At 51.5% G+C, this 26396-nt stretch carries 29 protein-coding genes and 4 tRNA genes; 14 read left to right on the top strand and 19 right to left on the bottom strand.

Features of this window, described 5'->3' with window-relative positions; translation table 11 throughout:
* Positions 1-34: 34 nt before the first annotated feature.
* On the top strand, positions 35-292 hold the full coding sequence (locus H8L47_RS09855; protein WP_186953407.1) for a hypothetical protein: 258 nt from the start codon (positions 35-37) through the stop codon (positions 290-292).
* A 44-nt stretch (positions 293-336) separates the two neighbouring features.
* Positions 337-759 carry a hypothetical protein gene (locus H8L47_RS09850; protein ID WP_222616474.1) on the top strand — a complete coding sequence of 141 codons (423 nt, stop codon included), beginning with the start codon at positions 337-339 and terminating at the stop codon, positions 757-759.
* Positions 760-794: 35 nt separating this feature from the next.
* Here the strand turns inward: H8L47_RS09850 and H8L47_RS09845 are convergent, their stop codons facing one another.
* On the bottom strand, positions 795-1865 hold the full coding sequence (locus H8L47_RS09845; RefSeq protein ID WP_230413669.1) for an alpha/beta hydrolase: 1071 nt from the start codon (positions 1863-1865) through the stop codon (positions 795-797).
* A 133-nt stretch (positions 1866-1998) separates the two neighbouring features.
* Between H8L47_RS09845 and H8L47_RS09840 the strand changes: the two genes are divergently transcribed.
* Positions 1999-2427, top strand: a complete 429-nt coding sequence (locus H8L47_RS09840) for a VOC family protein (protein WP_186953405.1) — start codon at positions 1999-2001, stop codon at positions 2425-2427.
* A 37-nt stretch (positions 2428-2464) separates the two neighbouring features.
* Here the strand turns inward: H8L47_RS09840 and H8L47_RS09835 are convergent, their stop codons facing one another.
* Positions 2465-3586, bottom strand: a complete 1122-nt coding sequence (locus H8L47_RS09835) for a WD40 repeat domain-containing protein (RefSeq protein ID WP_186953404.1) — start codon at positions 3584-3586, stop codon at positions 2465-2467.
* A gap of 207 nt (positions 3587-3793) precedes the next feature.
* Here H8L47_RS09835 and H8L47_RS09830 point away from each other — a divergent pair, with 207 nt between their 5' ends.
* Both H8L47_RS09830 and H8L47_RS09825 read left to right on the top strand, forming a co-directional pair.
* Positions 3794-4210, top strand: a complete 417-nt coding sequence (locus H8L47_RS09830) for a DUF1801 domain-containing protein (protein ID WP_186953403.1) — start codon at positions 3794-3796, stop codon at positions 4208-4210.
* 25 nt (positions 4211-4235) lie between these two features.
* Positions 4236-5876 carry a hypothetical protein gene (locus tag H8L47_RS09825; RefSeq protein WP_186953402.1) on the top strand — a complete coding sequence of 547 codons (1641 nt, stop codon included), beginning with the start codon at positions 4236-4238 and terminating at the stop codon, positions 5874-5876.
* A 290-nt stretch (positions 5877-6166) separates the two neighbouring features.
* Here H8L47_RS09825 and H8L47_RS09820 read toward each other — a convergent pair whose 3' ends face one another.
* The 8 genes from H8L47_RS09820 to H8L47_RS09785 all read right to left on the bottom strand — a co-directional run bounded on the left by H8L47_RS09820 (position 6167) and on the right by H8L47_RS09785 (position 10662).
* Positions 6167-6655: a rod shape-determining protein gene (locus tag H8L47_RS09820; protein WP_186953401.1), complete on the bottom strand. Its 489-nt coding sequence runs from the start codon at positions 6653-6655 to the stop codon at positions 6167-6169.
* Positions 6656-6775: 120 nt separating this feature from the next.
* Positions 6776-7492, bottom strand: coding sequence for a hypothetical protein (locus H8L47_RS09815; protein WP_186953400.1), 717 nt, complete (start codon positions 7490-7492; stop codon positions 6776-6778).
* A gap of 46 nt (positions 7493-7538) precedes the next feature.
* Entirely contained in the window at positions 7539-8741 is a 1203-nt protein-coding gene (locus H8L47_RS09810; RefSeq protein ID WP_186953399.1) for a leucine-rich repeat domain-containing protein, read from the bottom strand.
* Entirely contained in the window at positions 8722-10035 is a 1314-nt protein-coding gene (locus tag H8L47_RS09805) for an SDR family NAD(P)-dependent oxidoreductase (protein WP_222616473.1), read from the bottom strand. Before H8L47_RS09805 ends, H8L47_RS09810 begins: the two co-directional genes overlap by 20 nt.
* A gap of 53 nt (positions 10036-10088) precedes the next feature.
* Positions 10089-10160 (bottom strand) — tRNA-OTHER (locus H8L47_RS09800).
* 90 nt (positions 10161-10250) lie between these two features.
* A tRNA-Ala gene (locus tag H8L47_RS09795) sits at positions 10251-10321 on the bottom strand.
* 85 nt (positions 10322-10406) lie between these two features.
* Positions 10407-10478, bottom strand: a tRNA-Ala gene (locus H8L47_RS09790).
* Between the two features lie 113 nt (positions 10479-10591).
* Positions 10592-10662, bottom strand: a tRNA-Leu gene (locus H8L47_RS09785).
* Between the two features lie 171 nt (positions 10663-10833).
* On the opposite strand from H8L47_RS09785, the gene H8L47_RS09780 reads away from it, so the two are divergent.
* Positions 10834-11478, top strand: a complete 645-nt coding sequence (locus tag H8L47_RS09780; RefSeq protein ID WP_186953398.1) for a hypothetical protein — start codon at positions 10834-10836, stop codon at positions 11476-11478.
* Positions 11479-11741: 263 nt separating this feature from the next.
* Here the strand turns inward: H8L47_RS09780 and H8L47_RS09775 are convergent, their stop codons facing one another.
* Both H8L47_RS09775 and H8L47_RS09770 read right to left on the bottom strand, forming a co-directional pair.
* Positions 11742-12125, bottom strand: coding sequence for an SHOCT domain-containing protein (locus H8L47_RS09775; RefSeq protein ID WP_186953397.1), 384 nt, complete (start codon positions 12123-12125; stop codon positions 11742-11744).
* A gap of 112 nt (positions 12126-12237) precedes the next feature.
* A complete protein-coding gene (locus H8L47_RS09770; RefSeq protein ID WP_186953396.1) occupies positions 12238-13206 on the bottom strand; it encodes a LysR family transcriptional regulator in 969 nt (322 codons plus the stop codon).
* A gap of 106 nt (positions 13207-13312) precedes the next feature.
* Here H8L47_RS09770 and H8L47_RS09765 point away from each other — a divergent pair, with 106 nt between their 5' ends.
* The 6 genes from H8L47_RS09765 (at position 13313) to H8L47_RS09740 (ending at position 17820) form a co-directional block, all read left to right on the top strand.
* Positions 13313-14572 (top strand): MFS transporter, encoded by a 1260-nt coding sequence (locus H8L47_RS09765; protein WP_329605441.1) that lies wholly within the window; start codon positions 13313-13315, stop codon positions 14570-14572.
* A 178-nt stretch (positions 14573-14750) separates the two neighbouring features.
* A complete protein-coding gene (locus tag H8L47_RS09760; RefSeq protein ID WP_186953394.1) occupies positions 14751-15092 on the top strand; it encodes a PadR family transcriptional regulator in 342 nt (113 codons plus the stop codon).
* Complete coding sequence (locus H8L47_RS09755; RefSeq protein ID WP_186953393.1) at positions 15089-15682, top strand: DUF2812 domain-containing protein; 594 nt, start codon at positions 15089-15091, stop codon at positions 15680-15682. The genes H8L47_RS09760 and H8L47_RS09755 overlap by 4 nt, the downstream gene beginning before the upstream one ends.
* 146 nt (positions 15683-15828) lie before the next feature.
* Positions 15829-16341: a ClbS/DfsB family four-helix bundle protein gene (locus tag H8L47_RS09750; protein ID WP_186953392.1), complete on the top strand. Its 513-nt coding sequence runs from the start codon at positions 15829-15831 to the stop codon at positions 16339-16341.
* A gap of 178 nt (positions 16342-16519) precedes the next feature.
* The gene (gene aroQ, locus H8L47_RS09745; protein WP_186953391.1) at positions 16520-17152 is read left to right on the top strand and encodes a gamma subclass chorismate mutase AroQ; all 633 of its coding nucleotides are present in this window, start codon (positions 16520-16522) and stop codon (positions 17150-17152) included.
* A gap of 98 nt (positions 17153-17250) precedes the next feature.
* Positions 17251-17820, top strand: a complete 570-nt coding sequence (locus H8L47_RS09740; protein WP_186953390.1) for a DUF5071 domain-containing protein — start codon at positions 17251-17253, stop codon at positions 17818-17820.
* 265 nt (positions 17821-18085) lie between these two features.
* On the opposite strand, the gene H8L47_RS09735 is transcribed toward H8L47_RS09740, so the two are convergent.
* Positions 18086-19012, bottom strand: a complete 927-nt coding sequence (locus H8L47_RS09735) for a LysR family transcriptional regulator (RefSeq protein WP_186953454.1) — start codon at positions 19010-19012, stop codon at positions 18086-18088.
* A 90-nt stretch (positions 19013-19102) separates the two neighbouring features.
* Here H8L47_RS09735 and H8L47_RS09730 point away from each other — a divergent pair, with 90 nt between their 5' ends.
* Positions 19103-19600 carry a GNAT family N-acetyltransferase gene (locus H8L47_RS09730; protein WP_186953389.1) on the top strand — a complete coding sequence of 166 codons (498 nt, stop codon included), beginning with the start codon at positions 19103-19105 and terminating at the stop codon, positions 19598-19600.
* Positions 19601-19684: 84 nt separating this feature from the next.
* Here the strand turns inward: H8L47_RS09730 and H8L47_RS09725 are convergent, their stop codons facing one another.
* The 6 genes from H8L47_RS09725 to H8L47_RS09700 form a co-directional block, all read right to left on the bottom strand.
* Positions 19685-20935, bottom strand: a complete 1251-nt coding sequence (locus H8L47_RS09725; protein WP_186953388.1) for an alkaline phosphatase family protein — start codon at positions 20933-20935, stop codon at positions 19685-19687.
* 88 nt (positions 20936-21023) lie between these two features.
* Entirely contained in the window at positions 21024-21323 is a 300-nt protein-coding gene (locus tag H8L47_RS09720) for a putative quinol monooxygenase (protein WP_186953387.1), read from the bottom strand.
* A gap of 95 nt (positions 21324-21418) precedes the next feature.
* Complete coding sequence (gene fumC, locus H8L47_RS09715; protein WP_186953386.1) at positions 21419-22816, bottom strand: class II fumarate hydratase; 1398 nt, start codon at positions 22814-22816, stop codon at positions 21419-21421.
* Positions 22817-23067: 251 nt separating this feature from the next.
* Positions 23068-24012, bottom strand: coding sequence for an ADP-ribosylglycohydrolase family protein (locus H8L47_RS09710; RefSeq protein WP_186953385.1), 945 nt, complete (start codon positions 24010-24012; stop codon positions 23068-23070).
* A gap of 23 nt (positions 24013-24035) precedes the next feature.
* Complete coding sequence (locus H8L47_RS09705) at positions 24036-24491, bottom strand: macro domain-containing protein (protein WP_186953384.1); 456 nt, start codon at positions 24489-24491, stop codon at positions 24036-24038.
* A 4-nt stretch (positions 24492-24495) separates the two neighbouring features.
* Positions 24496-25422: an ADP-ribosylglycohydrolase family protein gene (locus tag H8L47_RS09700; protein ID WP_186953383.1), complete on the bottom strand. Its 927-nt coding sequence runs from the start codon at positions 25420-25422 to the stop codon at positions 24496-24498.
* Positions 25423-25608: 186 nt separating this feature from the next.
* Here H8L47_RS09700 and H8L47_RS09695 point away from each other — a divergent pair, with 186 nt between their 5' ends.
* Positions 25609-26313, top strand: a complete 705-nt coding sequence (locus tag H8L47_RS09695) for a hypothetical protein (protein WP_186953382.1) — start codon at positions 25609-25611, stop codon at positions 26311-26313.
* The last annotated feature ends 83 nt before the right edge of the window (positions 26314-26396 follow it).

The following is a 26396-nucleotide window of genomic DNA, read 5'->3' as shown; positions in this document are numbered from 1 at the left end:
ACTTCTGGCATCCATCATCGCAATCAAGAAGTAAATGAGTCCTTTCAAATTCTCTGTATCAAACAATGGCACAGACGACCTCGTCGTCTGGGTAGAGCCATGGGCGCGTGATTTCACCCTGGAGCCTGGTGAAAGTCTGGAGCTGATTTCCAGTGATCAAGAGTCAAAGGTAGACCTGCACAGAGAAAATGATTCATTACAAATTTACCTGAATTCTTCCAGCGATTTCATTGCGCAGCAGGCTGGCGACACTATTCATTGCGGCCATAAACGCAGGCCGGCATGCGCGTGAAAACCACCTTTGTGTATTGCAAGCCCCTGCTACTGTCCTGCACATTGGCAGCCATCGGCAATGCCGTTGCAGAAATCTGCATCGCCATCTTCCTCAGAAAATTTTATCCTGAGTTTGGGGCCAGGGATTTATCGTTTTTGGATGCGATCCAAAAATTGGGAAGTGAGCTGACGGCAACCCCTGCCGCCTTGATATTAATGACGATAGCTGGCTTCATACCACTCGCCTTTGCATACAGAAAACACTTGAGCAAGATTTATTCTGCATCTATAGCCTGGGGGATTTTTATTGGCTTCAATGGGGCGAATTTGCGTTTTATTTGCACGACGAATGCTCTTGAAAGCATGCTCAGTTTTATCTCGCCCTCACGCTGGGATTTTTCTGATGCGAATTTTTTCTTTTTTTGTCTCGCTGTTCCTCTGATGGTATTGGTGATGATTATCATCTTGTTCCGAAGTAAAGCATAGTCGAATCGAGTGCCCTGATCCTGTACATCATTGCATCAGCGTTTCACCGCAAAAATCTCTTCCAAAAACGCACTGACCGCATCGACAGTCGGCTCCAGCCAGGGATCAAATAACCAGAAGCTATGCGGCGTATCTGGCAGTTGCACGTGCTTGGTTGCAATGCCCAGAGCCTTCATTTTCGCCATCATTTCTTCCCGGCCCAGGCTAAAGCGTTTTTGTGCACTGCTGATGAACAAGAAGGGAGGTGTATCTTTGCTGACATGGCTGAGCGGGGATGCTTCTTTCCATACTGCTGTTTTTTCTGCATAGCCACCACCCAGCCAGGCACCTGCGGCTGTCGTTTTTTTGCTGGGGTCATCTTCATATCTGCGTGCTTCTTCTGAAGTAAAATCTGACAAACCATCGATATTGATGACGGCTTGCACCGTGCTGGAAACGGTGTTGGAAACAGCACTGGAAGCAATACTGCCCCCAGCCTTTATGTCGAAATTTGCCATGTCATTGGTCACACCGACCAGTGCAGCAATTTGCCCGCCTGCGGACCCACCCGCTACGGCAATTTGATGCGGGTTGACATGGTATAAGCTGGCGTGGCTGCGCATCCAGCGTACTGCCGCCTTGACATCGTGTATGGCAGCCGGGTAGCGTGCCTCTGTCGATAAGCGGTAGCTGATGGCGGCACAGACATAACCACGTTCTGCCAGACGTATCGCCATTGCGCCAAGGTTGTCACGTGAGCCTGATCGCCAGCCACCGCCATGCACAAGTACAATCGCTGGCCTGACTGGGTTGGCAGGGTTGACACTGAAGCCTGCCCCCTTGGCTTGTACAGGCAGGTATAAATCCAGTTGCAAGTCTTTATCCCCATGACGGACATAAGGCAAATCTGGCAGCAGCTTGACGCTGGCTGGCAAGGTCTGGCTGGCGATCCGGATGAAAGGATAGCTGGCTCTCAATTTTTGATAAGTGGACTCTGCGGTATAGGCAGTTTCTGCAGGCACAGCCTTGGTCCTGACCGCGCAAGCAGACAGCATGATGGCAGCCACTATACAAGTCATGCTGGCGGCAAGAAATTTGGCAATTGAGCTGCTGATGCGTGCTTTCAAACTCCACTCCTGGATTATGGGGACTTGCCCCCTGTTTGTATTAAACTGATCTATACGAGAATATAGCAGCAAGAGGGGATTGTAATACGCGCTAGCAAATCAATTTGATTCCATCATATGAGAGGATATGCCTATGCAAGCACGCATCACCGTCATTACCCTGGGCGTCGACAATCTAGAAACCTCGCTGCATTTCTACCGTGATGGCCTGGGGTTTTCTACTGAAGGCATCATAGGAACAGAATTTGAATTTGGCGCTGTCGTCTTCATCTCACTGCAAGCCAAGCTGCGCCTGGCGCTGTGGCCACGCAAGAGCATCGCACATGATACCGGTCTGAAGCTGGCAGCAGCCAGTGCCACAGAAATGACCCTGGGCCACAATGTAGGCTCCAAATCTGAAGTGGATGCTGTCATGGCCAAAGCCAGCAAGGCGGGGGCAACCATCGTCAAGGCAGCGCATGATACTTTTTGGGGTGGTTATTCAGGCTATTTCCAGGACCCGGATGGGCATCTGTGGGAAGTGGTCTGGAATCCGCAGTGGGAACAGGATAATCAGCCTTAAGTCTGATTTGACTTGATGCTATCTTGATTTGATGCCATCAACCCAGCGCATACAAACTCGCACAACCATAATCTGTTTGGACACCAAGATACTGACCTACCCACCCTATGCTACAGCGTTTGACGACATGTTCTATCCTGAAGCTTAAGGTGCATTCCAGGGTCGCGAAGTCGTAGATCTGCATCTTGTTGCGATTGGCAATGGCACATAGTTTGCCATCTGGCGACAGGGCTATCGAAGTTCTGCCGTCAAAGCTGGAAGCGGGCCAGCCTGCACGCAAAGACATGCTTTGCATGTCGAAGCACAAGTGGCTGGCATTACCGTATGCGGCCTCGGCGATCAGGTAGCGGCCATCGGGTGTGTATCTGAGCAGCTTGATCATCTTGAAGTCACCAGCGATGCTGGCACGCACCGTGCCTGTCGCGATATCCAGCAAGACAATCTCTCCTGCGCGTGCGCAATAAGCGACGGTATCACCATTGGGTGACAAGGCTGCCTCCATTTGCGGGGAATGGCCGCCATACAGTTCATAGGGCAAAGGGAGATTCAAAAGCTGTTGACCAGAATTCAGATCAGTCACCACCAGATTGGGTTCAGCATACCAGACAGCAAGGCTAGCCTGCGCGTCAAGGCAGCTTACCGGATGGGGATTGGGCGTAGAAAGGATAGTGTAGGCAGTATCACCTTTTGTCCACGATAAAACCTGATGATCGGCCTTGATCAGCAGACGCTGCATGGCTGGCAGGTAAATCGCCTTCCACACCATGCGGTGCTGGGGCAATTCTGGCAATGCAGTTTTCTTGCCTGAGACATCCAGTAAATACAAGCAATCACCAGGTCGCGTATCGTCAAAACTATTGCATAGCAATTGCCCATCTACGTCGGCAATCGGCAAGGCACCTGTATATGCCTTGCTGCGCAGGCAATGCATGCGCGGTTCACCGGCTTGCGCACCGGCTTGATCGAGAATGAAGCCTTTCTTGATTCTGGACCATTCCTCTTTCTCTGCCCATGCCAGGGCGGCATCGGGATTATCCTGAGGCTTGTCGCTCTCTTTTTCTTTGCCAGGAACACCAGTGCGGACACGCACATTCGAACCATCACAAAAACTGCTCCAGTTCTTACCGTTTTCGGGGTCTGTTAAATGACGGATGCGCATGGTTTTTGAAAGTGTCAAAAAAATTTGGAGTGGGATGGATTCAAGTCTCCTCCCCTATGAATGAATTCTAACCCAGCCAGGAAGGAGGCATTAAATTCTGTTGTACATTGTATAGACACTTTTGTTTCTCGCCGTTACACTAAAATCTGCCGCTTCGAAAAATTGACACAGCTGGCATACTCAAGAAAAACTTTCGTGAGATCAAACATGGCTGAGAACAAAACCAAGGCAACTGACAATAGCGTAGACGACTACATCGCTGCCATCGCCGATGAGACACGGAGGCAGGACTGTGAAATCTTGATACAACTCATGTCCAAGGCCACTAAGCAGCCTGCCGTCATGTGGGGTGACAGCATCGTTGGCTTTGGCAATTATCACTACCGCTATGAAAGCGGTCGCGAGGGTGATATCTGCCTGGTAGGCTTTTCTTCGCGCAAGGGTGACATCAGCCTGTATGGATTGTTCGCTGCGGCCAGGCATGCTGAGTTGCTGGAAAATCTGGGCAAGTCAAAGTCTGGCAAGGGCTGTCTTTATATACGCAGGCTCAGTGAGATTGACTTGCAAGTGCTGGAAACATTGATAAAGGAAGCAGCTTCGGTAAAAGATAGGGCACAATGTTAAATTATTACTATCAAAAATTCCCAAGATGAAATTCCTGCGATTAGGCTTAGCAACATTTGCTTGTTTATTATTCCAGCAAAGCCAGGCTGCTGACGTTACCGTACACCTTAAACTGATCTCTCCAGAGAAGCTTGAAGTCAGCTATCAATTGCCGCAATCATGTGATGTCATTCCATTCCTGAACCATGAAACCTTGCCCAAATTTGGCGGTGAGATCCGGGCAAGATGGCAAGCTGTGGATGATTGCGGTACCGCTGACGGAACTACACTCACCAAAACCAACAAGGCATGTTCAGGGCTACGTTTCGATGTGCCTGCAGCGAGCAAGTTTTATGACCGCGTATCACCTGGTTCCTTCCCCATGGGAGAAGGCATGTATGTCAATACGACCAGCTACGCAGTCAGCGACAAGTGTGGCTCAGTAGGTTACCAATTCTCAGCGCCGGGCAGTATTGCTTTCAAAGGCCAGCTCTTTCAAGAGACAGCATCTTACGATGCATATGATGGGCAATACATGGCCGTGCTGTTACTGAAGAAGCAGATTTCATCAAAAGCTGGTGTCATCAGCTATTTCAATCCCGCTCTAGGCGAAAAGAATATCCAGTTACTGCAAAACATCGCTGATCAAGCGGTAGATTTTTATTACCAGGCATTACCCGATGTCGGTTTTCGCAAGCCAATACTTGCCGCAACTGTGGCGCAAAATGATGGTGGCCCAAGTTTTTGGGGAGATGCCGGTGACGTCTTGAGGCTGGCGCTTTATAACTGGCCGGAGCATCCCAATCCTGATAGTGACGGACGATTGAGGAAATTTGTCTGGCATGAATTTGCCCATCGTTTTCAACCACCTTCAGCAAAAGAACGTGAGCAGCACGCACCCTATATTGTGGAAGGAGGTGCAGAATACCTGCGCTGGACAGCAAGCCTGAAAACGAGATGGGTCAGCCCTGAAGATGCTGCATCAGAACTGGGCACTGCCATTTCCAATTGCATCTTCGTGGCGGGAGAATATAGCTGGAAAACATTGCCCCAGAATCTGGCAGCCAGCGGCTCTGTCCCCTACGACTGTGGTCTGGCCTTGCATGTCATGGGCCTGGCTGTACGCCAGAATGATGGCAGCCCTCTGCAACAAATGAATGACTACTATCGAGCGTTTGAAACAGGAAATACCAACAGCTTTGAACAAGCCATCGAATGCGGTAAAAAGAAAGAGTGCACGCCACAATGGTTGCCAAAACTCATGGGTGAGCAACCCATGTCAACAGTCTGGCCAGAATTTCTCGCCAGCACGCAACTGGCAAAACCAGCTCCATTACCTACAACACAGTATGCCAAGATCCAGCGCATGGCATTTGCGACTTTGATGGAAGAAGACTGCAATCGCAACATCAGCTTTTACACTGAAAAAGATGCCTTTGTTGTAGGAGAAATAAAAGGCTGTGGTCTGTTTAAGTCCGGTATGAGTGTCCATGAAATGGACGGAAAAAAAATATTCGGATCTTCTCTGCTCGTCGATGACATGGTAAGAGCCTGCAAGGCTAGCGGCAAAGTCAGCCTGGGTTTAAAAAACGGAGAATCGATAGCCGTGCCGTGCAAGGGGGCCTTCAAGTTACCTCAATTTTATGCTGTGGATATGAAGCGCCTGATGCAGAAACTGGATTTGTAGGCTTGGGAGCAGATATCAAGAGTGAGGAATACTGAATCTTATCCGGCCTGATATTTGTCAGGCGTTACAGGACAGACTACATTTGAGGTGATAGCGGATATGAATGATCTTGATGACATTTCTGACAGAATCAAGGACATCATTCTGCATCAAAAAAATCAAAAACTGATCAGCACGGCATTAGGTTTTTTTCCATGCGCTACCAGCAAGAAAACAAGATTCTGCATTGTCGGAAACAATGCAGAAAAATGCGAGTCACCAGCCTGCTCACTGAAAATTGAATTTCTTATTCACTCACACACTTGCCCATGCGACGAAAACTGGCCTGACAATATCTCCTGATCTGTCAGGTCATTACCTTGCCAAAGTATGACTTTTGCTGCCCCAGCACCAAAACCAAGTTCACGAAATGCGCGGTTTTCGACCTGGGTAAAACCTCCTTCAGGATTACCCTGGGGATGGATAATGAGCACGGGTGACATCTTGAAAGTTGCTCCCCCCACCAGCCTGGACAGAAATGCCTTGATGAGTTGTTCTGCCACGGTAAAGTCAGAAACCAGGGAGCGCGGGTGAGCGAAAGGGTTGACCACGATAGCACCATGCTGGCTTGCAGCAGCCGCACGTGCAGCTGCACCGACACCCAGCAATTTCTGGTTTGGTGGCGCACTGATTGTCAGCTCAGGTATTTCTGAAATCGACTGGCCAGACTTCACATCCCGCATGCTCAGACGATCAGGGGAAATCTGTACGTAGATAGTTGACTGGAGAAAGCTAAACATAAAAGCTCCAATTTTTTTATTTCAATGATTTATGTTAAGGATACATTCATTTTTTTAACATGCAGGCACTATGCAATCGCATCAGCGCAAACTAATCGTGCTTACCAGTTGACGGGCAACTCAATTGTGCTTGTCCAGCCAGGCTGGTTTGACATACACGGTTTTCGATTCGAAGTCCAAATCCTTTACCCAATAACGATCTCGGCAACCCAGCTTCCACAGTTTGGCGCCTGCATCCATGCACGAATCCGGTAGTGTCAACTTATGCTTTAAACAGGGCCATAAAAGATAGCAGGCGACTTCGTCGCACTTGGTCAGATAAATTGCCCAATTTCGCAATACTTCATAATGAGGTATATCGTAAGGATAATGCTCAATCCGATATTCACTTATCGCTTCATACAGAACACCAAATAGTTCATTTTCCGAAACATCAGGAATTTCAACTGGGGCTGGCGCTATCTCTATCGCAAATCCGCGGTCTATAAAAGAAATAATTTCTTCATTGTAGTCCTCTTCCAAAAGCAATGGCCTAAGCATGGAAATGTGTGAGGAAACCAAGGCCAGGAGCTCATTTTCGCTGCACCTTACCTGATCAAGCTGAGGAACGAGATAGCCCCAGCCCGGAATTTCCCTGGCATCGATTTCCAGGTTTAGCAGTCTGCTACGAATTTCTTTATGCTCATCAAAGAGTGACCACGCCGCTTCAAGATCATCTGCGTTTGAAATCGACTGAAAGAAAAAATAGTGATCAACTTCATTGAGCATATCGACAGAATCTGGATCATCACTATTTCTTTTCAGAATTTCAGTCAGCATGTTGAGTTTAGGGTCCATCAAAATTCCATAAAATATAGATGCGCGCAAATCCTGACGCGGCAAACTAACGATAAACACTCCTGATCATAGCCTGATCCTGCGAAACAACTTCCCCACATAGGGATAGATTACGTTGCAAATGTTCGCTTAGTTCATCCGGCAAGCGACTATCCGTATTCAAATGCGTCAATTGCGTGCTGCGCAGTGCGGCATCAAACAATATCGTGTGACCATGTCTACCGATGTTATTGCGTGTGACATTAAGTTTGCGTAATGTGGAAGATGCGTCAATCAGGTGTGCAGCTTGCACAGCACCGTCATCGCCCATGCAATTGGCTTGTGCGCCCAGCACTATGGTCGAGGGTGCATAGCCAAGATTGAGGCTATGCAATGAAGAATACCTGGCTGCATCGAACAGGGCACTGGCTCCTTGCTGGCTGATACCATTGCTGGCCAGTTCCAGGGTATGCAATGTGCGGTTGTGGCGCAAGGCATCTGCCAGCAGCACAGCGCCTTCATCTCCCAGACGATTGACGCTCAGGTAGAGCGCCTTGATATGCGGTGCTTCACGCAGCAGGCGTGCCATGTCAACGGCACTGGCTACTTCCAGGCCATTGCCACTGAGGTAAAGACTTTGCAGGCTATGGTTGTCACTGCACAGGGCATCGACGATGGCTTGCACACCTGATGCGCGCAAATCAGTATTCACCAGATCCAGCACGCGCAAATGCTGATTGCTGCGCAGCATGTAGGCGATAGTCGCTGCACCTTCAGGGCCTAGCGGATTACGTTTCAGCCACAGCCCGGTGATGTTTGGCGCGCTAGCCGCCAGGGTATTGCCCAGCGCCAGCGCACCTGCAGGCCCGATGTTATTGCAGCCCAGATAAAGCACTTCAAGATGGGGATTGATGCTGGCCAGCCCGGCTACCGCGGCGGCTCCGGTATCACCTATTGCATCTGTCCCCAGCATGAGGCTGCGCACCTGGGTATTGTGTTCCAGCGCTTTGGCAACGCTCAGACAATGATCTGTACCCAAGCTTTGTTTGCACAGATCGAGACGACCATCGTCGGTCAGAGTCCCGCGTGGAAATTGCTGACTACCTGGCGCATTATGCTTGATACCGAGGTTGTCGCTGAGATGCTCAAGCAAAGGCTCAAGCTCAGCCGCATCGCATGGCGTGATGCTGACGCGATGCACCGGGCATTGCACATTGCTGTGCTCTTCCATGGCTGCAAGTTGTAATAGGTCACCAGGCATAGGGTTCATAGTCTTTGAGAAAATGACCAAACAGGGGTGTCTCTGCTTCATTGACACCACGCACTATCGGGTCTATCAGGCGTGCCATGCCATCGATGATATCGAGTGGCGTATAAAAGTCTTGCGTTTGCCGCACGTGCATGGCTTGCGGATAAGGTTTTTCATCGGTGATCCAGCCGGTATCCACCGCATTCATATAAATACCATCGCGCGCCCATTCCTGGGCGCTGGTGCGCACCATCATATTGAGTGCAGCCTTGGCCATATTGGTATGAGGATGAAATTCTGTTTTGCTACTGCGATTGAATTGTCCTTCCATGGCAGAAGCCTGGATGACAAAGCGACGCAGATGTGGCGAGCGCAACAGTGCCGGTTTAAGACGGGCCGTCAATAAAAACGGCGCGACCGCATTCACCAGTTGCACTTCCAGCAGCTCCATCGTGGACACTTCATGCAGTTGCTGCGACCATGAATTGCTGGGGCGCTTGTCCAGCGCCTGGCCATAGATGTCTATCTCCTGCTGCGGAAAATAATCTGCATAGCTGGGTAATTGCCCCAGGTATTGCGTCTTCGCTTCCAGCAACCAGGGTGTTGGTTCGGCAGCCATCAAGGCCGCATAGAATTCGCGTGGGCGCTTGATGGTTTGCGCTGCATTGTTGATGAGTATGTCGAGGTGAGGCAATTCCTGACACAGCTTGTCAGCGAACTCTTCTGCATCGGGAATGCAGCGCAGGTCCAGCGCCCTGATGCTCAGGCGCTCTGCCCATACACCAGAATCCGGCAATTCCAGAAAGCGGCGTTCGGCATCTTGCGGGAAGCGGGTCGTCACGATGACATGCGCACCATCACGCAAGAGACGCAATGCCGTTTCGAAACCTATCTTGATGCGCCCACCAGTGACCAGCGCATAACGCCCGCGCAAATCGGCACGCTGATGACGCTTGCCCCAGTTCTTCTCAGCACAAAGCGGGCACAGGGAATGGTAGAAATGATGGAGTTGCTGAAATCCCTGTTTGCAGACATAGCAGCGTTGTGACCATAGTGTCCCGCCATTTACCTCATTGGCAAGCAAAGGCAAGGCTGCAGTTTGTTGCGCGCGCACCAGCCCGGTTTGCAAGCGTGCATTACGCAATTGCTCTTTTGCGGCATCAGCACGTGTCTGCCTGTGTCCGCGCTTGGCGCCTTTTTGTATCTTGGCAATCAGGGTCTTGAAACGCGGATGATCATCCATCTGTGAAGGTTCATCTGCAATCAACTGCAGCACCTTCAAGGCAATGTCCAGTTCTTCATCGGTAAATGCCACCGCGGATATCCTCGTCTGTCCATTAGTACACGCAGGTGTGTGCGCTGAGTGGTGGGAACGGGTTGGGCTTGAACCAACACCTCCCTCATGCATATGTTGACGCGCTTCCATTACGCTACCGTTCCCGGCGACGATTATAGCGGAGCAGGTTTGCAAAGGTCAAAATTTCTCGACTACATCCTCATTACGGCATGAGGCGTTCACCTTGAATTGAAGGGAAAGAATTGGGTTTGAACCAACGCCTTCTGCATGCAATGCAGATGTGCTTCCATTACACCATCTTTCCCGGCGCGGATTATAGCGGAGTAATTTGGAAAGCTAAAAAATATTTCGAATATCATTTCGAGGATATACAAGCTATCGAATTGGCTGGGAACGAGTTGGGTTTGAACCAACGCCTTCTCCCTTGCTGTGGAGCTATGCTTCCATTACATCATCGTTCCCGATACTGATTATAGCCGGGCGCGGATGACATGAGGTACATTCAGCGATGTGGGTTGTGACGCAAGGCACTCTGGTCTAAGAGAATATCCGTGCTGTATAGCTCGAATAAATTGGGAACGAGTCGGGTTTGAACCGACACCATCTCCTCTTGGTTGAGGTGTGCTTCCATTACACCATCGTTCCCGCTATGGATTATAACCGAGCGTCTTTGGCGTGAGCGAAAGCTGACCAATATGCAAGGTGCATGATGTGCTTACTCAATCTGATTTGCATCACTTCAGTTGAAGCGATACCATCACTTTTTTAACGCTGTGTACACATACCCCGTATGCAGCATATATTCGGGAGAGAAAAATGGGTTTGGGTATCAGTGTAGGCATACTGTCAGGAGCGGACAATAATGATGCAGATCGTGATGAAGGGCTGGACCCTGGCTGGACCGCCATCAACTACGTACTCAATGCAGCTGGCTTGCCTGCGCATGCAGAGCCACGCTCGCTTCCGCAACTGGATTCACGCTCTGAACTTGATAGCTGCCCCTATTCCTTTATACACTATTTGCGCCGTGCTTATGCCCACCGCAGGGCAGACCCGACATGGCTTGCAACGCCCTTGCCAGAAGGAGAGGACCCAAGCCAGGATGAAGTACTGCAGGTGGAATATGACTACCTGAGCAGTCATTTGATCTGCCATTCAGACGCCGAAGGTTATTATGTGCCAGTGGACTTTGAAGAAGTCTTGTTCGCCAAAAACGAGGATATTGGCCTGCCAGGCGGCATGCTGGGTTCTTCCTATCGCCTGATGGAAGAATTGATACTGGTGGCACCTGCACTCGGCATCCAGCTCAACAATGGACAATTATCAGATGCCGAAGCCACACGCATCTGCGAAGAGGCAGCGCAGCAAGCCAGTTGTTATCGAGAACTGGACTCATGGATAATCTTATTTGAAAGCGCCCGTCTGAGCCTGACACACAAGACTGCCATAGTGTTTTGCTGAAAGCTCCCCCCAGCGCGCCCTGCATGTCAAAACTGCTGACAGGATGAGCGAATTGTCGGGAAGTTCACTGTGCAAGATGCGTGCAACACAGCTTGCACAAAGGCGCCAAGCCTAATTCGGATCAGACGAATTCTGGTAGGCCTGCCATTGCGCACCGCCTCTGGTGGGCGGTAGCCGGATACCTGAAAAAAACAGATGACGAAGCGTGCCCTCCTCTAAATCTGCCTGTACAGAGACAGTAAAGGCACCCTGTCGTATTCTACTTACATGGACTTGAGAATTTTCTGTCTCTTTGCCTCATGTTCAGGCTTGCTGATCAAGCCGTCTTTGAGAAGAGCGTCGAGTTCTTTCAGCCTGTCAGCTGCGGCCCCTTGCGCTGGCTTGGCTTTTACAAGACTTGCTGCTTCGGACTGGCTTGGACATGACTGCGCACAAGTTTCCATTGCTGTCTTGCATGCTGACTCATTCGCCAGGGTAAACAATTTGAAACCACTCATGCAACTGGTATGGTTAGCTGACCATTGCTGTGCACAGGCACTGTCTATGTTGGCAAAATCAACTTTGGGTGCACCAGCACAGCCGGACAGCAAGAAAGCCAGTGCAGAAATAAGTGGAGTGATTTTTTTTATAGGTATTCGTATCTTCAATCAGGGTAAAAAATGGGCAGCGCAAGCGGGATAAAATTGAGCTCTTCAATGATGAAATTGTATTGCATTTTTTTAAGTTCCCGAAACCTTTATCTCTCACAATGACTAGCCATCAACCATGCAAAGTTGTCGGCACCGCAGCCCTGATCACTTCGATGAACTTGCGCAACCTGGCCGGATAAAAGCGCGCATATGGATATACCAGATGCACAGGCAAGGGGGTGGCCTGCCATTGCGGTACCAGTTGTACCATCCGCCCGCTGGCGATGTCGTCTTTCAGTATCCAGCCTGAACCTATGGCTACGCCCAGGCCTTCCAGCGTGGCAGTGCGCAGGGCGTAGAGGTTGTCGGTACTGATGCGCGGGGTAAAGGCCAGGCGCTGGATTTCGCCGGTGTGCATCTGGCGCAGGAATACTTCGTTGCGGTAAAAAGTGCGCAGCGACAGCCAGGGGAAGCCTGCCAGGTCTATGGCTTGCTGCGGCATGGGCCTGCTCGCCAGTATCGATGGTGCGGCAACGACGATGCGCGGCACTTCGGCCAGTTTGATGGCAACCAGGTTGGTGTCGGTCAGCTCACCTATCTGTATCGCGCAGTCTATGCCGGCAGAAATAAAATCCTGCAGCGTGGTTTCATCATGCAGCAGCCACTCTACATTCACGCGCGGATATAGCCTGAGATAGTCGGCCAGTGGCTTGACCAGTCTTTGCTGGCCAAACGCATGGGGAGCGACGACACGCAGCAAGCCTTCCGGCTCTTCTGTCACGCCGCGCAAGTCGGACTCAAAGGCAGCCCAGTTGACCAGCAAGTTCCTGGCATGTTCATAACAGCGCTCGCCATCGGCAGTCAGGCGCATACTGTGGGTGGAGCGGTTCAATAGCCGCACACCCAGGAACTGTTCCAGCGATTGTAGACGACGGCTGACTGTCGGCTGGGTCGTCCCCAGTTGCACTGCTGCGGCTGACAAATTACCCGCCTCGACGATGCGCACAAAGGTTTGCATGAGCTCTATACGGTCACCTGCGCCCGCCATCAGGGATGCGGTGGCAGCTTGGTCAGGATGCATGAGTTTTGGCTTGGTCATACGTTTAATGTATAACAAATCTGCGTTGTCTGCTACTACCACCTGTCCCCGTCAAGCAATAGACTGTGCAGCAATGTATAAGACGAATCAGAAGAGGAAGCCAAGCATGTCATCCATTCACCAATCGCATGACCTAAGCGCTGCTTTGCAGCCCGAACTGGCGGCCATCAATCTCGCGCCCGTCCATCAACTACCCTCACCACCACTGGTGTTATTGCTGGCCAGCGGGGCTGGCTTGTCGGTGGCATCGCTGTATTACAGTCAGCCCATGCTCGGCATACTGGCCGCCGATATAGGCGTCAGCAACCTGGACGCAGGCTTTATCCCTACGCTGACGCAACTTGGCTATGCCCTGGGTATCTTGTTGCTGGCCCCGCTGGGCGACAGGCATGACCGCCGCAATATCATCCTCATCAAGGCAGGTTTGATGGTCGCTGCCCTGATTGCTGCGGGTCTGGCAAACAGCCTGAGCATTTTACTGATAGCCAGCCTGGCGATAGGTTTGACGGCCACCATGGCGCAAGACATTGTCCCTGCTGCTGCCACGCTGGCGCATGAATCACGCCGTGGCAAAGTGGTGGGCACGGTCATGACAGGCTTGTTGATGGGCATCTTGCTGTCACGCGTGGTCAGTGGCTTTGTGGCGGAACACTTTGGCTGGCGCAGCATGTTCATGCTGGCGGCGGTAGGTGTATCGCTGATAGCCGTTGCCATCTGGCGTGGCCTGCCCCATTTTGTGCCGACCACCACCATGAGTTACCGCGCCTTGCTGGTATCGCTGCTGGACCTTATGCGCCGCCATGGCACACTGCGCCGGGCGGCACTGGCACAGGGTCTGCTGGCGATGGGGTTTAGCGGCTTTTGGTCTACTCTAGCTGTGATGTTGCACGCTGAGCCTTTCCACATGGGTAGCGCTGCTGCCGGAGCCTTTGGTCTGGCTGGTGCAGTGGGCGCACTGGCGGCCCCCCTGGCTGGCCACCTGGCCGATAAACGCGGGCCAGAGCTGGTCACCAAACTGGGCGCCGGACTGACAGCTGCTTCGTTTGCCATCATGAACCTCAGCCCCCTGCTCCCGCCAACAGCACAATTGTGGTTACTGGGCATAGGCACGCTAGGTTTTGACCTGGGTGTACAAAGCACGCTGATCGCCCACCAGACTATCGTCTATGGCATAAACAATGGCGCCCGTAGCCGCCTCAATGCCGTGCTGTTTGTCGGCATGTTCATCGGCATGGCAGCCGGTGCCACCCTGGGTAGCGCCCTGCTGGCGCAATGGGGCTGGACAGGCGTGACTGGCATGGCGACAGTCACGGCACTGGCAGCGCTGGCTGTAAGATACTGGAAAGTGCCAGCAGACGAGGCTTGATAAAACAAAAAGCCAGGCTCGCCAGAGCCAAACTTGTCAGAGCAAGGCCGATTGAGGATACATCTCAATCGGCCTTTTTTAATCTGAGATGTTGCATTGTCATCATAAGTTCTTTGACACTATATCGACAACCGATATATCATCTCTCGATATAAGCACCAACAAACCCAGGGCATCAATGAGCGACATCAACTATTCAAAGTATCTGCCTCTTTCAGAAGCCACTTTCTATGTGCTGGTGGTGCTGACCGAGCCTTTGCATGGTTATGCCATCATGCAAAAAGTGGAAGACATCAGCGAAGGCAATGTCGTCATCGGCCCTGGCACTCTGTATGGCGCATTTGCCACGCTGGAAAAACAGGGCTTGATCGCCAAGGTCAAGGAAGAAGAGCGGCGCAAATACTATGAACTCAGCGACAAAGGCAGACTTGTGCTCGCCGAACATATACGGCGCATGGAAATCATGTTTCGTAACGCTAAATTGGCATTACCAAAATTAAAAATGGAGGAGGCCAAGTGAGTGCAAATCCAGGTACAAAAGTCAGTGAGATATTGGTCAAGAAATTCAAATGTTTCCACTCGTGGGAGGATGAGCAAGAACAGCTTTGGTTGCAGCAAATGGCAAGCCAGGGTTTGCATTTAAAGACACGCAATGTCCTCGGTGTCTATACCTTCGCTCAAGGCACACCTGCACAAATTGCCTATCGCCTCGACTACGTGCCGAACGCAAAATGGAATGTCGCCAATGTCATTGAGCCGGATGACAGCTATCAACAGTTACTGATAGATGCGGGCTGGGAGCATGTACTCAAGGCAAATGGCTGGCAATACTGGCGCATGCCAGTGACGGATACCTGTCACGCAGGAAAAGCAGAAATTTATTCCGACGACGCATCGAAACAGATGAAATACAAGCGACGCATGCCGGGTTTGCTATTTTGGTTTTGCATTTTGACAGTTCATCTCAGTCTCCCCCAATCCAGCTTGCATACTTTGGGTGATGGCAAGCTGGCATATATGATCGTTTATGGGATAGCCATGCCCATCACCATCTACCTGGGGTATTCCATGATACGTATTTACTTGCGTATCAGGGAGTTGCGTCAATAGCTGGACGCCGCACTTTCGTTATCAGTATCATCCTTGGTAGCGAAGCTGGCAGGCACATTCCAGGACTAGCTCCCTCAAGATGCCAAGGACAAGGATAATGCACGATTTACGCTGCCAATTGGCAGCAACTTGGGAATAACTCGACTATGGCCGTACCGAAAAACCGACGGGAATTACTGGACGCTATCAGCATCACCTATGAAAAGCTCGCTGCCGACCTTGCCAGCGTGCCGGCAGAGCGTGCCAACGAAATGACGCTGGAAGGCCATGCACAAGGTACGCATATGAGCGTTGCCAATCTGCTGGCTTACCTGATAGGCTGGAACCTGCTAGTGCTGAAGTGGTCCGAAGCCAGGTCATGCGGCATGCCAGTGGACTTTCCGGAAACTGGATTTAAATGGAACGAACTGGGCCGCCTGGCGCAAAAATTCTATGCCGACCATGCAGGCTTGGACTACGCCGAACTGCTGCGGCTGTTTGCCAAGGTGTACGACCAGATCCTGGCCCTGGTCGAACGTGAAAGCGATGCATCTCTTTACGGTTTGCCGTGGTACGAACAATACACCCACGGCAGGATGATACAGTTCAATACCTCGTCTCCCTATGCAAATGCCCGAGTGCGCTTGCGCAAATGGAAGAAGGCTAACGGCGTCTTGTGATTGCCAGGTTCCAGCAAGCTGACACGGCGACGGGCGATACGGGCGTGGAGCAACTTTTTTAGTTGAACCAATAAGGCGCGGCTGTGCAAAACCCATCTGAAATTTGCCTATCCGCCTCAAAAACGTATGGCACAATAGAATGCCGACATATCCCTTCACTCATAGAGCCGCTACACAGATGTCCTCCAATTCATGCAATCCCGCACCTCTGCACCCAGCCCGCAAAACCTTACCGCCATGGCTGATCTATTTGGTTTTTCTGTGTGCTGCCTTGATGCTGGCATCTCCGGCACAAGCACAAAATGCCATTGATCCAAGACTGTTGCGCCTGCTTGGATTGATGCAGCAACGCCTGGATGTGGCACAAGATGTGGCCATGTACAAATGGAATGCCAAAGCCGCCATTGATGATCCTGTGCGCGAGCAACAGATACTGGATGCTCTTGCGAAACAGGCTCCACAATATGGTCTTGAGCCCAAACTGGCTCAGGATTTTTTTGCTGCGCAGATTATCGCAGGCAAGATGATACAGACGGCCTTGTTTAAGGAATGGACGAGTAAATCGCAAGCGCCGTTTAGTGATCCGCCTGATCTCAAAACGCAAATACGCCCAGCGCTGGATAGACTTACGATAGAGCTGCTGACGGCACTGGCTGCTGCCCAGCCTGTGTTGCAGGATAAAGATAGTCAGCAGGAACTTGAGTTGGCGGCAACGAATTCCAGCGTGCGAGCTGGAGTGTCGCAAACAGTACCAGGATACGCGGCGGCCTGGCAACAAGCTTTGGGGGTGTTGGTTAGGCGAGAAAAGTGAAGCTTGGCGACCAACTTTGCGTAGTCGCCCGCTAGTTTGAAGATATAGGAATGCCAAACCGAGCTCCAGACATTGCAAGTTTCAAGAAAGCCGTTACCATGACTACTGAAAATCTATGCCCGAGAAACAGACACGACCATGAACGATTACAGGCTGTAATTGTTGCCGGACCAGTGGCAGCAGAACCCGTACTCGAAGGCCTGTTTATTTGGCTGCAGGATATGAATTATCCCATCGCCATTCCAGTTGCGGACTTCCTGATCACGGTTGGAGACCCACTCATCCCGCATCTCAAGAAAATATTGTGCTCGAACGATTACATATGGATAGGTGGAGTCCTTGACTATGTCGTGGCAAGACTGGCAACAGAACAAATACATATACTTAAGCCTGAATTGGATCAACTGGTGAAGGTGCCTGGGATTGCGATAGACGTGATATCTATTGGAACCTCTGCCGGAATTTGGGATCAAAAAACATTAAGCCTCATACTCAATACCATTATTCAAACATGTGAAGATCGTTTGCCTGAACTCAATGAATTGAAAGCAAAGACACCTCCAGACTGGATGCTCGATCGTAGCATCGCCGGAACTGAAGAAAATTTACATGGGCTGAAAGCAATGAGAACCAAGTTCTTTCCTGAAAGTGAACATAGTAACGATTAGCTGCTGATAGGTGCAAAGCCTACTTGCCAGCATATCTATCATGCGCCCGCAATCTGGTTTGTAAAATGGCGAAACGGCATTGATTGAATTTCTCCTGAAAAATACCTCCGCCCTGGTAAAACTGCACGTCCATGTATAGAGATGGGATTGAGATTTTTTCTCTTTTAAAAGCATGGCGCACTCGCGACTATGCTGGGCTAGACTCAGCCACGTCTGTCTGAATGGTGCGTTGTAACGCACCCTACACACGGCCAATCCAGAGGCACTAAGCACTCGCATCTTCTGCCACCTCCATCATCAATCTACGCAACCACAAATGCGCATCGCTACGCGCATACTTGCTATGGCTATACACTTTCAGGGTGTAGGGTGGTATGGCAAAAGGTGCAGGATAAATTGCTATACCTGCTGCCTGTGCCAGCGTCGTAGCAGCATGGCGTGGCAGTGTCATGATGAGTTCGCTGCTGGCGATGATGAAGGGTGCTACCAGCACACTGGGTAATTGTACGGCCACCTGTCTTTGCAGTGACATGCCATCAAGTACATAGTCGATGACGCCACGGCTCTCGTTCCAGGGGGTGACGACGACATGGCGGGCTTGCAGATAAGTCTTGAGTGTCAGCTTGCGCTTGATCTGTGGATGGTGCTGGCAGGCGATGGCGACATAGTCATCTTGCAGCCAGTCAAATTCTTCCATGCCTGCAGGCAGTGGCGTGCGTTCTTCATCGTAGCCCAGGGCAAAGTCGATATGACCCGCCGCCAGTTCATCGAGTGCCAGTTTTTGGCTGGTGTTGATAATGCGCAGGGTGATTTGTGGCGAGACTTGTTGCAGCCTGCTGATGAGGCGCGGCAGAATGGCAAAGGCGGTATAGTCACTGGCTGAGATGACAAAATTGCGCTTACTGCTTGCGGGATCGAAACGCTGGTTCAGACTCAACCCAGCAGACAATTGCGCCAGTGCCGTGCTGACTGTGCTGGCAATTTGCTCTGCCCGCAAGGTTGGCTGCATCTGGTTGTCCAAGCGCACGAACAATTCATCGCCCAGTGCCTGGCGCAGTCTTGCCAGTGCGTGGCTAAGGGCAGACGGGCTTAGCGCCAGTTCATGTGCAGCAGCAGTGACTGAACGCTGGTGATACAGGGCATTGAATACCAACAAGAGATTGAGATCAAGCCTGCGCAGATCAAGATGCATATGCTGCATGATAGTGTGAAGTAATTGCACTTGCCGCATTGTAGGCAGGCTTGTTAGGATGTGGCAAGTAAAGTGTTTTTAAGGAATTCCATGACTATCGACATCCGCCCCGCCCTGCCAGATGATGCAGCGCTGATTCACGCCTATATCACAGAGCTGGCAATCTATGAACGAGCCGAGCATGAAGTCATTGCCAGCGTCGATGATGTCAGGCAAAGCCTGTTCGCCGCCGACAGCCCGGCGCGCGGCCTGATCTGCGCCATCGATGGCCAGCCAGTTGGCTATGCGATTTACTTCCTCAGTTATTCAACCTGGCTGGGTCGCAAGGGGATGTACCTGGAAGACTTGTATATCTCACCCAGCCACCGTGGCAGCGGTGCGGGCAAAGCCTTGTTAAGGCATCTGGCGCAAGTCGCCGTCAAAAGTGGCTGTGGCAGGCTGGAATGGAGTGTGCTGGACTGGAATGAACCTGCAATACAGTTTTACCAGTCCATTGGTGCCAGGCCGCAGGATGAATGGGTACGCTACCGCCTGGCAGGTGAAGGCTTGCAGGCGTTTGCTGCGGGCTCAGTGACTGAGGCGGTTTGATATCTGGCTCAGTTGGCAGGGTGCGCGTGGCGCACCCTGCCAGTACCGAGAATGCCTGATCTTTTATAGATCAGACATCAAGAATCACTGCACCAGAGCCGGTTGAATAGCGTCAATCTTGCCGTCCGATGGCAGGGCTGGCACACCTATCAGTTTCATCAATAGCGGATACACGTCGACATTATCAAAGGCTGGCAAGACCGAGGCTTTCTTGAAGGCCGGGCCATTAGCAATGAACAGGGCCTGCATTTCTTTGGAGAGATTATCGTAACCATGCGAACCCTTGTTCGCCTTGCTGACAGCCTTGGCATCTGGCATCACCAGCCAGCCTACATCTGCCGAGCATATGATGCTTGGCACTCGTGGATTTTTTCCAAACTGCAAACGTGCTGGTATGTTTTCTTTTTTCCAGCATTGCATATGTTCATGGGATTTCAGCAGCGCGGTGGCTACTAGTTTTTCTTGTCCGGCTTTAGGTTCTATGCCTGCATAGCTGCCATACGTCACAACTTCGTACGTGGCAGGATTGGCGATCTGGTCCAGTTGTATGCTGCGTTCAGAGCTGGTCGCGGCCATGCCATGATCAGAGACAATGACAACATTGGCCTTGATCTGACGTACTCGCAAGCCATCCATCAGGCGGGCGATGGCAACGTCAGCACTGGCCACGGCTTCGGTCACCTCTGCGGTATCCGGGCCAAAATCATGGCCTGCATGATCGACCTGATCAAAATACACAGTCAGGAATTGTGGACGCTCGCCAGCGGGCTTGTCCAGCCAACTAAGCATGGTGTCAACCCGCACTGCGGGTGCCAGCTTGCCATCAAAGGTGCGATATTCTGAGGGACGCACGCCATGGATGGCGGCTTCGGATCCCGGCCAGAACATGATAGCTGTGTTGACCTTATGTTTTTCTGCGGTCACCCATACCGGCTCGGCCTGATCCCACCAACGCCTGTCCAACACGGCTTCCTTGTTACCGAGCCTGAACCGCACACCTGGAATTTGCTGATCTTCCATGGTGTTACCAACAATTCCATGCCGGTCTGGCCGCAGACCCGTTACCAGGGTGTAGTGATTGGGAAAAGTAATCGATGGATAGGAGGGACGCATGGCCTCGGCACGCACACCATCAGTTGCCAAGGCGTTGAGCGTAGGAGTCACGCCACGCTGCAGGTATTCTGGTTTGAAGCCATCAATGGAAACCAGGATGGTGGGCTGGTAATTGCCACTCGCTTTGGGAACAACCGTTGGCTGTTCAGGTAGACCGGCGCAACCAGCCATGCCCAGGACTAGCAGGCTATACGCAAACGCTTTCAGGTAAAATTTTTTCATGGTGTGCTGTGTTTGAATCGTGGTTGGTACGTTAATCGCAGTTTACAACACAGCCTACCGCAAACATATTACAAGGCTGTGTATGCCATTACGCGATCACTGGCCCCAAAAACAGTACCGTGGCAGGCCCCGTGCGAAAGCTGGGGCTGAGTGCATCTGCCTCTACCATATATGGCATGGCATCGTGTGCAGCCAGGGCAGCTTTGGATGTCCATTTTTCTACCAGTACAAATTTATCTTCATCATCGTCAACGGCATGCATATCGTATTGCAGGCAGCCTGCTTCAGCTCGCACCAGCGGCGCCAGCCTGGTGTATACAGCGATTTGCTCATTGCTTTGGCCAGGTTTGGTCTGTATCAGGATGACCATCATGAATGCTTCTGACATAAAAATAAATCCAGGTGATATTGAGATGCAAGCTTACGCAAGCGATTTGCAGAGTGCGCGAAGCGCACTCTGCCTGTGCTATGGAGTACAACAAATCAAACCATGTCTTCAGGCCTGACCCAGCCATCAAACTCTTCTGCGGTGACATAACCCAGGGCCAACGCTGCTTCACGCAGGGTCGTGCCCTTGCTGTGCGCTTGCTTGGCAATCGCGGCGGCGCGGTCATAACCGATATAGGGGTTGAGTGCGGTCACCAGCATGAGGGAATTGGCTAGCAATTCCTTGATGCGTGCCCGGTTGGCTTGCATGCCCTGAACGCAATGCTCGTCCAGGCTGGCCATGCCATCCGCCAGCAGGCGGCAGCTTTGCAGGAAGTTGTGGACGATCAGGGGTTTGAAGACATTCAATTCAAAATTGCCGGACGCGCCGCCTATGCTGAGTGCCACATCATTGCCCATCACCTGGCAACATAGCATGGTCACGGCTTCGCACTGGGTAGGATTGACCTTGCCAGGCATGATGGAGGAACCAGGTTCATTTTCAGGTATCTGCAATTCGCCCAGGCCAGAACGCGGGCCGGATGCCAGCCAGCGTATGTCGTTGGCGATTTTCATCAGGGAAGTGGCCAGGGTCTTAAGTGCGCCATGGCTGCTGACCATGGCATCATGGCCAGCCAGTGCCGCAAAACGATTCGGGGCCGCGCTAAAGGCGACGCCAGTATCCAGTGTCAGACTAGCGGCAACCAGCTCACCAAAATCTGCATGGGTATTGAGACCAGTACCAACTGCCGTGCCACCTATCGCCAGTTCCTGCAAGGCTGGCAGGGTGTGGCGCAGGGCTTTGTCGGCATAATCGAGTTGTGCCACCCAGCCTGAAATTTCCTGGCCCAGGGTCAGTGGTGTGGCATCTTGCAAATGGGTACGGCCTATCTTGATGATATCGGCAAACTCCTTAGCTTTGATATCGAGACTAGTGCGTAGTTTTTTCAAAGATGGCAAAACTTGTTCAATGACCGCCGCAGCAGCAGCGACATGCATGGCTGTGGGGAAGACATCATTCGATGACTGGCCCATATTCACATGGTCATTCGGATGCACTACCCGGCTCATGCCGCGTGTGCCACCTAAAAATTCAGAAGCGCGGTTGGCCAACACTTCATTCATGTTCATATTGCTTTGCGTGCCAGAGCCAGTTTGCCAGACCGACAGTGGGAATTCAGCAGCATGTGTACCTGCCAACACTTCCTCCACCGCCTGGGCTATCGCCCCTGCCACTTTGCCATCCAGCAGGCCCAGATCACTATTCACCTGCGCGCAACTGCGTTTGACGCGGGCCAGTGCCAATACCAGTTCTGGAGGCATGGTTTCTGTGGAAATGGCAAAGTGATGCAAGGAACGCTGGGTCTGCGCGCCCCATAATGCATCTGCGGGGACGGCAATTTCGCCAAAAGTATCGCGCTCATTGCGCTGCGCGCCGGAATACTTGGTTTTCATTTGCAACAACTCCTGGAATGAGAGTGGAACTTCATGATAAAAAATCTTGAAAGAATGCTCTCATTCTAGCGGTGATTGCAATAGTCTGCCTGATCGCGGTCTGATATTTTTTTGCTTGCAGTGTTCGTCATCAATACAATCAGCGGCGGAGCAGATATAGCCAAGAACAGACGATACAAAACTCAAATTTTCGCATATTCATGCCGCCACCAATTCGGGGTTGAAGTTGCTCCTCCAGCCAAGTTACGCATTTATGCCTGATGTAGCGTCAACAATTGCTTCAACAATGGCCGCAGGATTGCCTGTCCACGAAGTTGCTCTTTCCAACGCGATGGAATGCCCCCTATGCCGTCGCGGATGCCAGCTATGCCACCAGCAATACAAGCTGTCGTATCGGTATCATTGCCCAGGCGAATTGCAGCACGAACTGCTGCTTCGTAGTTTCCGGCTTGCAGCACCATACGGGCAGAGCGCAAGCTATCGACCACGTAGCCGGAACCATAACCTATTGGCTCATCATCCGGCCGTATCGACCATTCCAGCTCCTCAAGCTCCTGGGGCTTATTGGTATAAATCGTCCGCAGTACTCGCGCAGCCTCATTCCAAGGATCAACAACATCATTCAATACTCTGCGTGCCCAAAGGCAATAGAGTGCACAACAAACTTGTGAACGCAGATGCGCATGGGTAAGTTGCGATTGCAATTGTGCGATGCTGACCAAATCAGAATCTGAGCCACGATGAAATAAAACCAGTGGCAATACGCGCATCAATGAACCATTGCCATTATCGTGATCACCGCGCGCACCTGCTTCCAGCGCAGGGGAATTCTGTCGCAGCGCACGAATTGCTTTGCCTGTCGTGATACCTATATCAAAGACAATTCCATCAACCGCCATATAGCCCTGGTCATACCAGAGAACTAGCTTGCGACCTAAGTCATCTGCATCAAATTGCCCACATTCCAGTAACGAGGCCAGCAGGCAAAGTGCTTGTGCGCCATCATCCGACCATGTTCCGGGTGGTACAAGTCGATGTGAACGGTCAAACCCAGAAGGCGGCTGGAACTCTATCAGCTCCGCTGCAGGAATTGCTGATGCATCACGAAACTCGTAGGGAACACCAAGCGCATCACCAATCAGCAAGCCTATCAATGCACCTTCGATGCGTTCTATTTTTGTTGGTTTTTTTATCATCAGTAAATGTCCAGTTCCCTTATTCACGCACCAAACCGCACCAGCATATGATCCGTACCCGCCAGCTCTTCTTCGATGATAGCGGCAATCTGATTCCAGTCACCTCTGGCCAGCCCTGCTCCTATCAAGGGATAAGCGATTCGCAGGCCAGAAAATTCCTGCCGCAGGCGGGCAAACACAGTACGAATAGCTGCATACTCTGCCTTGACACCTTTGCCACGCCAGTCATACTGGGTATAGGCATTGACGATGACAAAGCGTGTGTCGCCTCTGACTATGCTGGCGTAGCTGTAACTGCCCAGCTTGGCATGATCTGCAGGCAGGGTTTCCTGGTCGGCTGCATAAGCTTCTGGAAATTGCTTTTTGATGGTCTTGGCGATGCCAGCACCCATGGTGCAAAAGCAATTGCAGCCGTGGACGATGACATCGAACTGACCTTGCAAGGCCAGTGCCAGTAAATCCCCTGTTATCTCTTTCATTGTCTCAACTCTCTGTCAATTGCCTGCTACCAAAGCGCGTATACAAGTCTTCTGCTATGCGTAAAATATCTTCGCGCATGGCAAGCCGTTCCAGCCACTCGGGAGGTATGCCTTCCACGCCGTAGTAAGCACCGGCAAGCTGGCCGGTGATGGCGGCCGTGGTATCAGCATCGTCGCCCAGGTTGGTGGCAGTCAGGATGGCGTCCCTGAAATTGTCGGTATGCAGGAAGCACCATAATGAGGCTTCCAGCGATTCCACTGAATAGCCGCTGCCGCGTATCTCGTCCCTGTTTTTGGTGATGAAGCCGGCCTGGCTGATGGCCAGCACCTTGGGTTCAGTTGGTGTAAATGGCACATCAACAAACAACTCTGCCTTGCTGCAACCGGCAAACAGGCGGCACAACAACGCCGACAATAACTGGCAGCATTGCATTGCTTCGGGCGCGGCATGGGTGGTACGTGAACTTTCTGCGGCGTAGTGAACGGCGGCAGCAACATCAGGATAGCCAAACATGGCCACTGGTGCCAGGCGCATGAGCGAACCATTGCCTGCGGTATGGGGATCATCCAGGCCGCAATACGGCTCGCCACTGCTGGCATAGCGCGACAAGGCTGCACGTACAGTATTGCCTATGTCAAAACACAGGCCGGTAGAGCTCAGATAGCCCCATTTCCACCAATTCAGATAACGCCCCATCTGGTCTTTGGCATCGAAGCCATCTTTAGTGAGCAGACTCTCTGCCAGACACAGGGCCATGGAAGTGTCGTCCGTCCATTCTCCAGGCAATAATCCAAACGGCCCGCGACCCACCATGTCGGTGACTGGCATGAAACTGCCACGCGCAGAAAATTCCACAGTCGTACCGACAGCATCACCACAGGCCAGGCCTGCCAATGCGCCAAGATAGCGTTTCCGCAATGAGATTTGCATGTCTTTTTCCTTCTTTAGCGACCAATATGGTCAGTCATTTTTCTGTAATACTTAGAGAATAACCATCTTAGTTTAAATTTGCAACTATCTTAGTTTTAATTTGCAAAAAACATTCAATGCAATTTAATGACCCGAAGGCATTTATAATTCAGAAAACTCGGCCATCGCTGTATTTACTTTTCTCATATGTACACAAAAAAATTTTTTATCGAGCAGTTTTCAGAGATGGACAGCGAGCATTTACTCGTCAAGCTATCGAGTGAAGACCTGGCCGACAATGCCAGCGATGCGATCCGCGATATTTTGACGGCGCGCGGCATGTCCGTGACCGAGATAGACAGCATCAGCAAGAAAGTCCACAAGGCGCAATATCGGCTAGCGCGCAGGACGATAGAGTGCGATTTTTGCGGCAACTCTGCCCGCCATCATCCAGTGCTGAACGAAGGCCAGCGGTTTTGCTCGAAGAACTGCCTGCACCGTGCCAGGGTCAGCGAGGCTGCGGTTGATCTTACCGAAGCAATGATATTGCAAGGCGCTGGAAAAATTCGTTCTGGCGCATGCCCCATGTGCAGCAGCATGGCCAGCCCCGTCGAGATGCGCTATTCGTACACTGCGATTTCGTACATCATCAAGAGCACATACAATACCAGGACGCGCTTATGCTGTGTCCAGTGTGGCAGGAAAGAAAATCGCCAAGGCATGTTAGTCAGTTTTTTTGCTGGCTGGTGGAGTATTCCATCGGGGCCCATCTATACTATCGCAGCTTTGATTGGCAACCTGAAAGCCATGTTTGAAATGCGTGGTGCTGGAGAACCCTCAGATGAATTGATAAGCCTGGCCAAATATCAACTGGCGCTAAGTGCTCTCGAAAATCAAGCACAGATGCATTAAGATTGTGCGGGACACGGTTACAAAATGAATCCCAGACCGCCAGCCCCTCCTCTACGCCCTATTCAAAAACTTTCAGGGTTTGG

This window comes from Undibacterium umbellatum, assembly GCF_014284125.1.
GTDB lineage: Bacteria > Pseudomonadota > Gammaproteobacteria > Burkholderiales > Burkholderiaceae_D > Undibacterium > Undibacterium umbellatum.
Note: the sequence above shows the minus strand (reverse complement) of the source record. Positions and strands in the feature narration are given on the sequence as shown.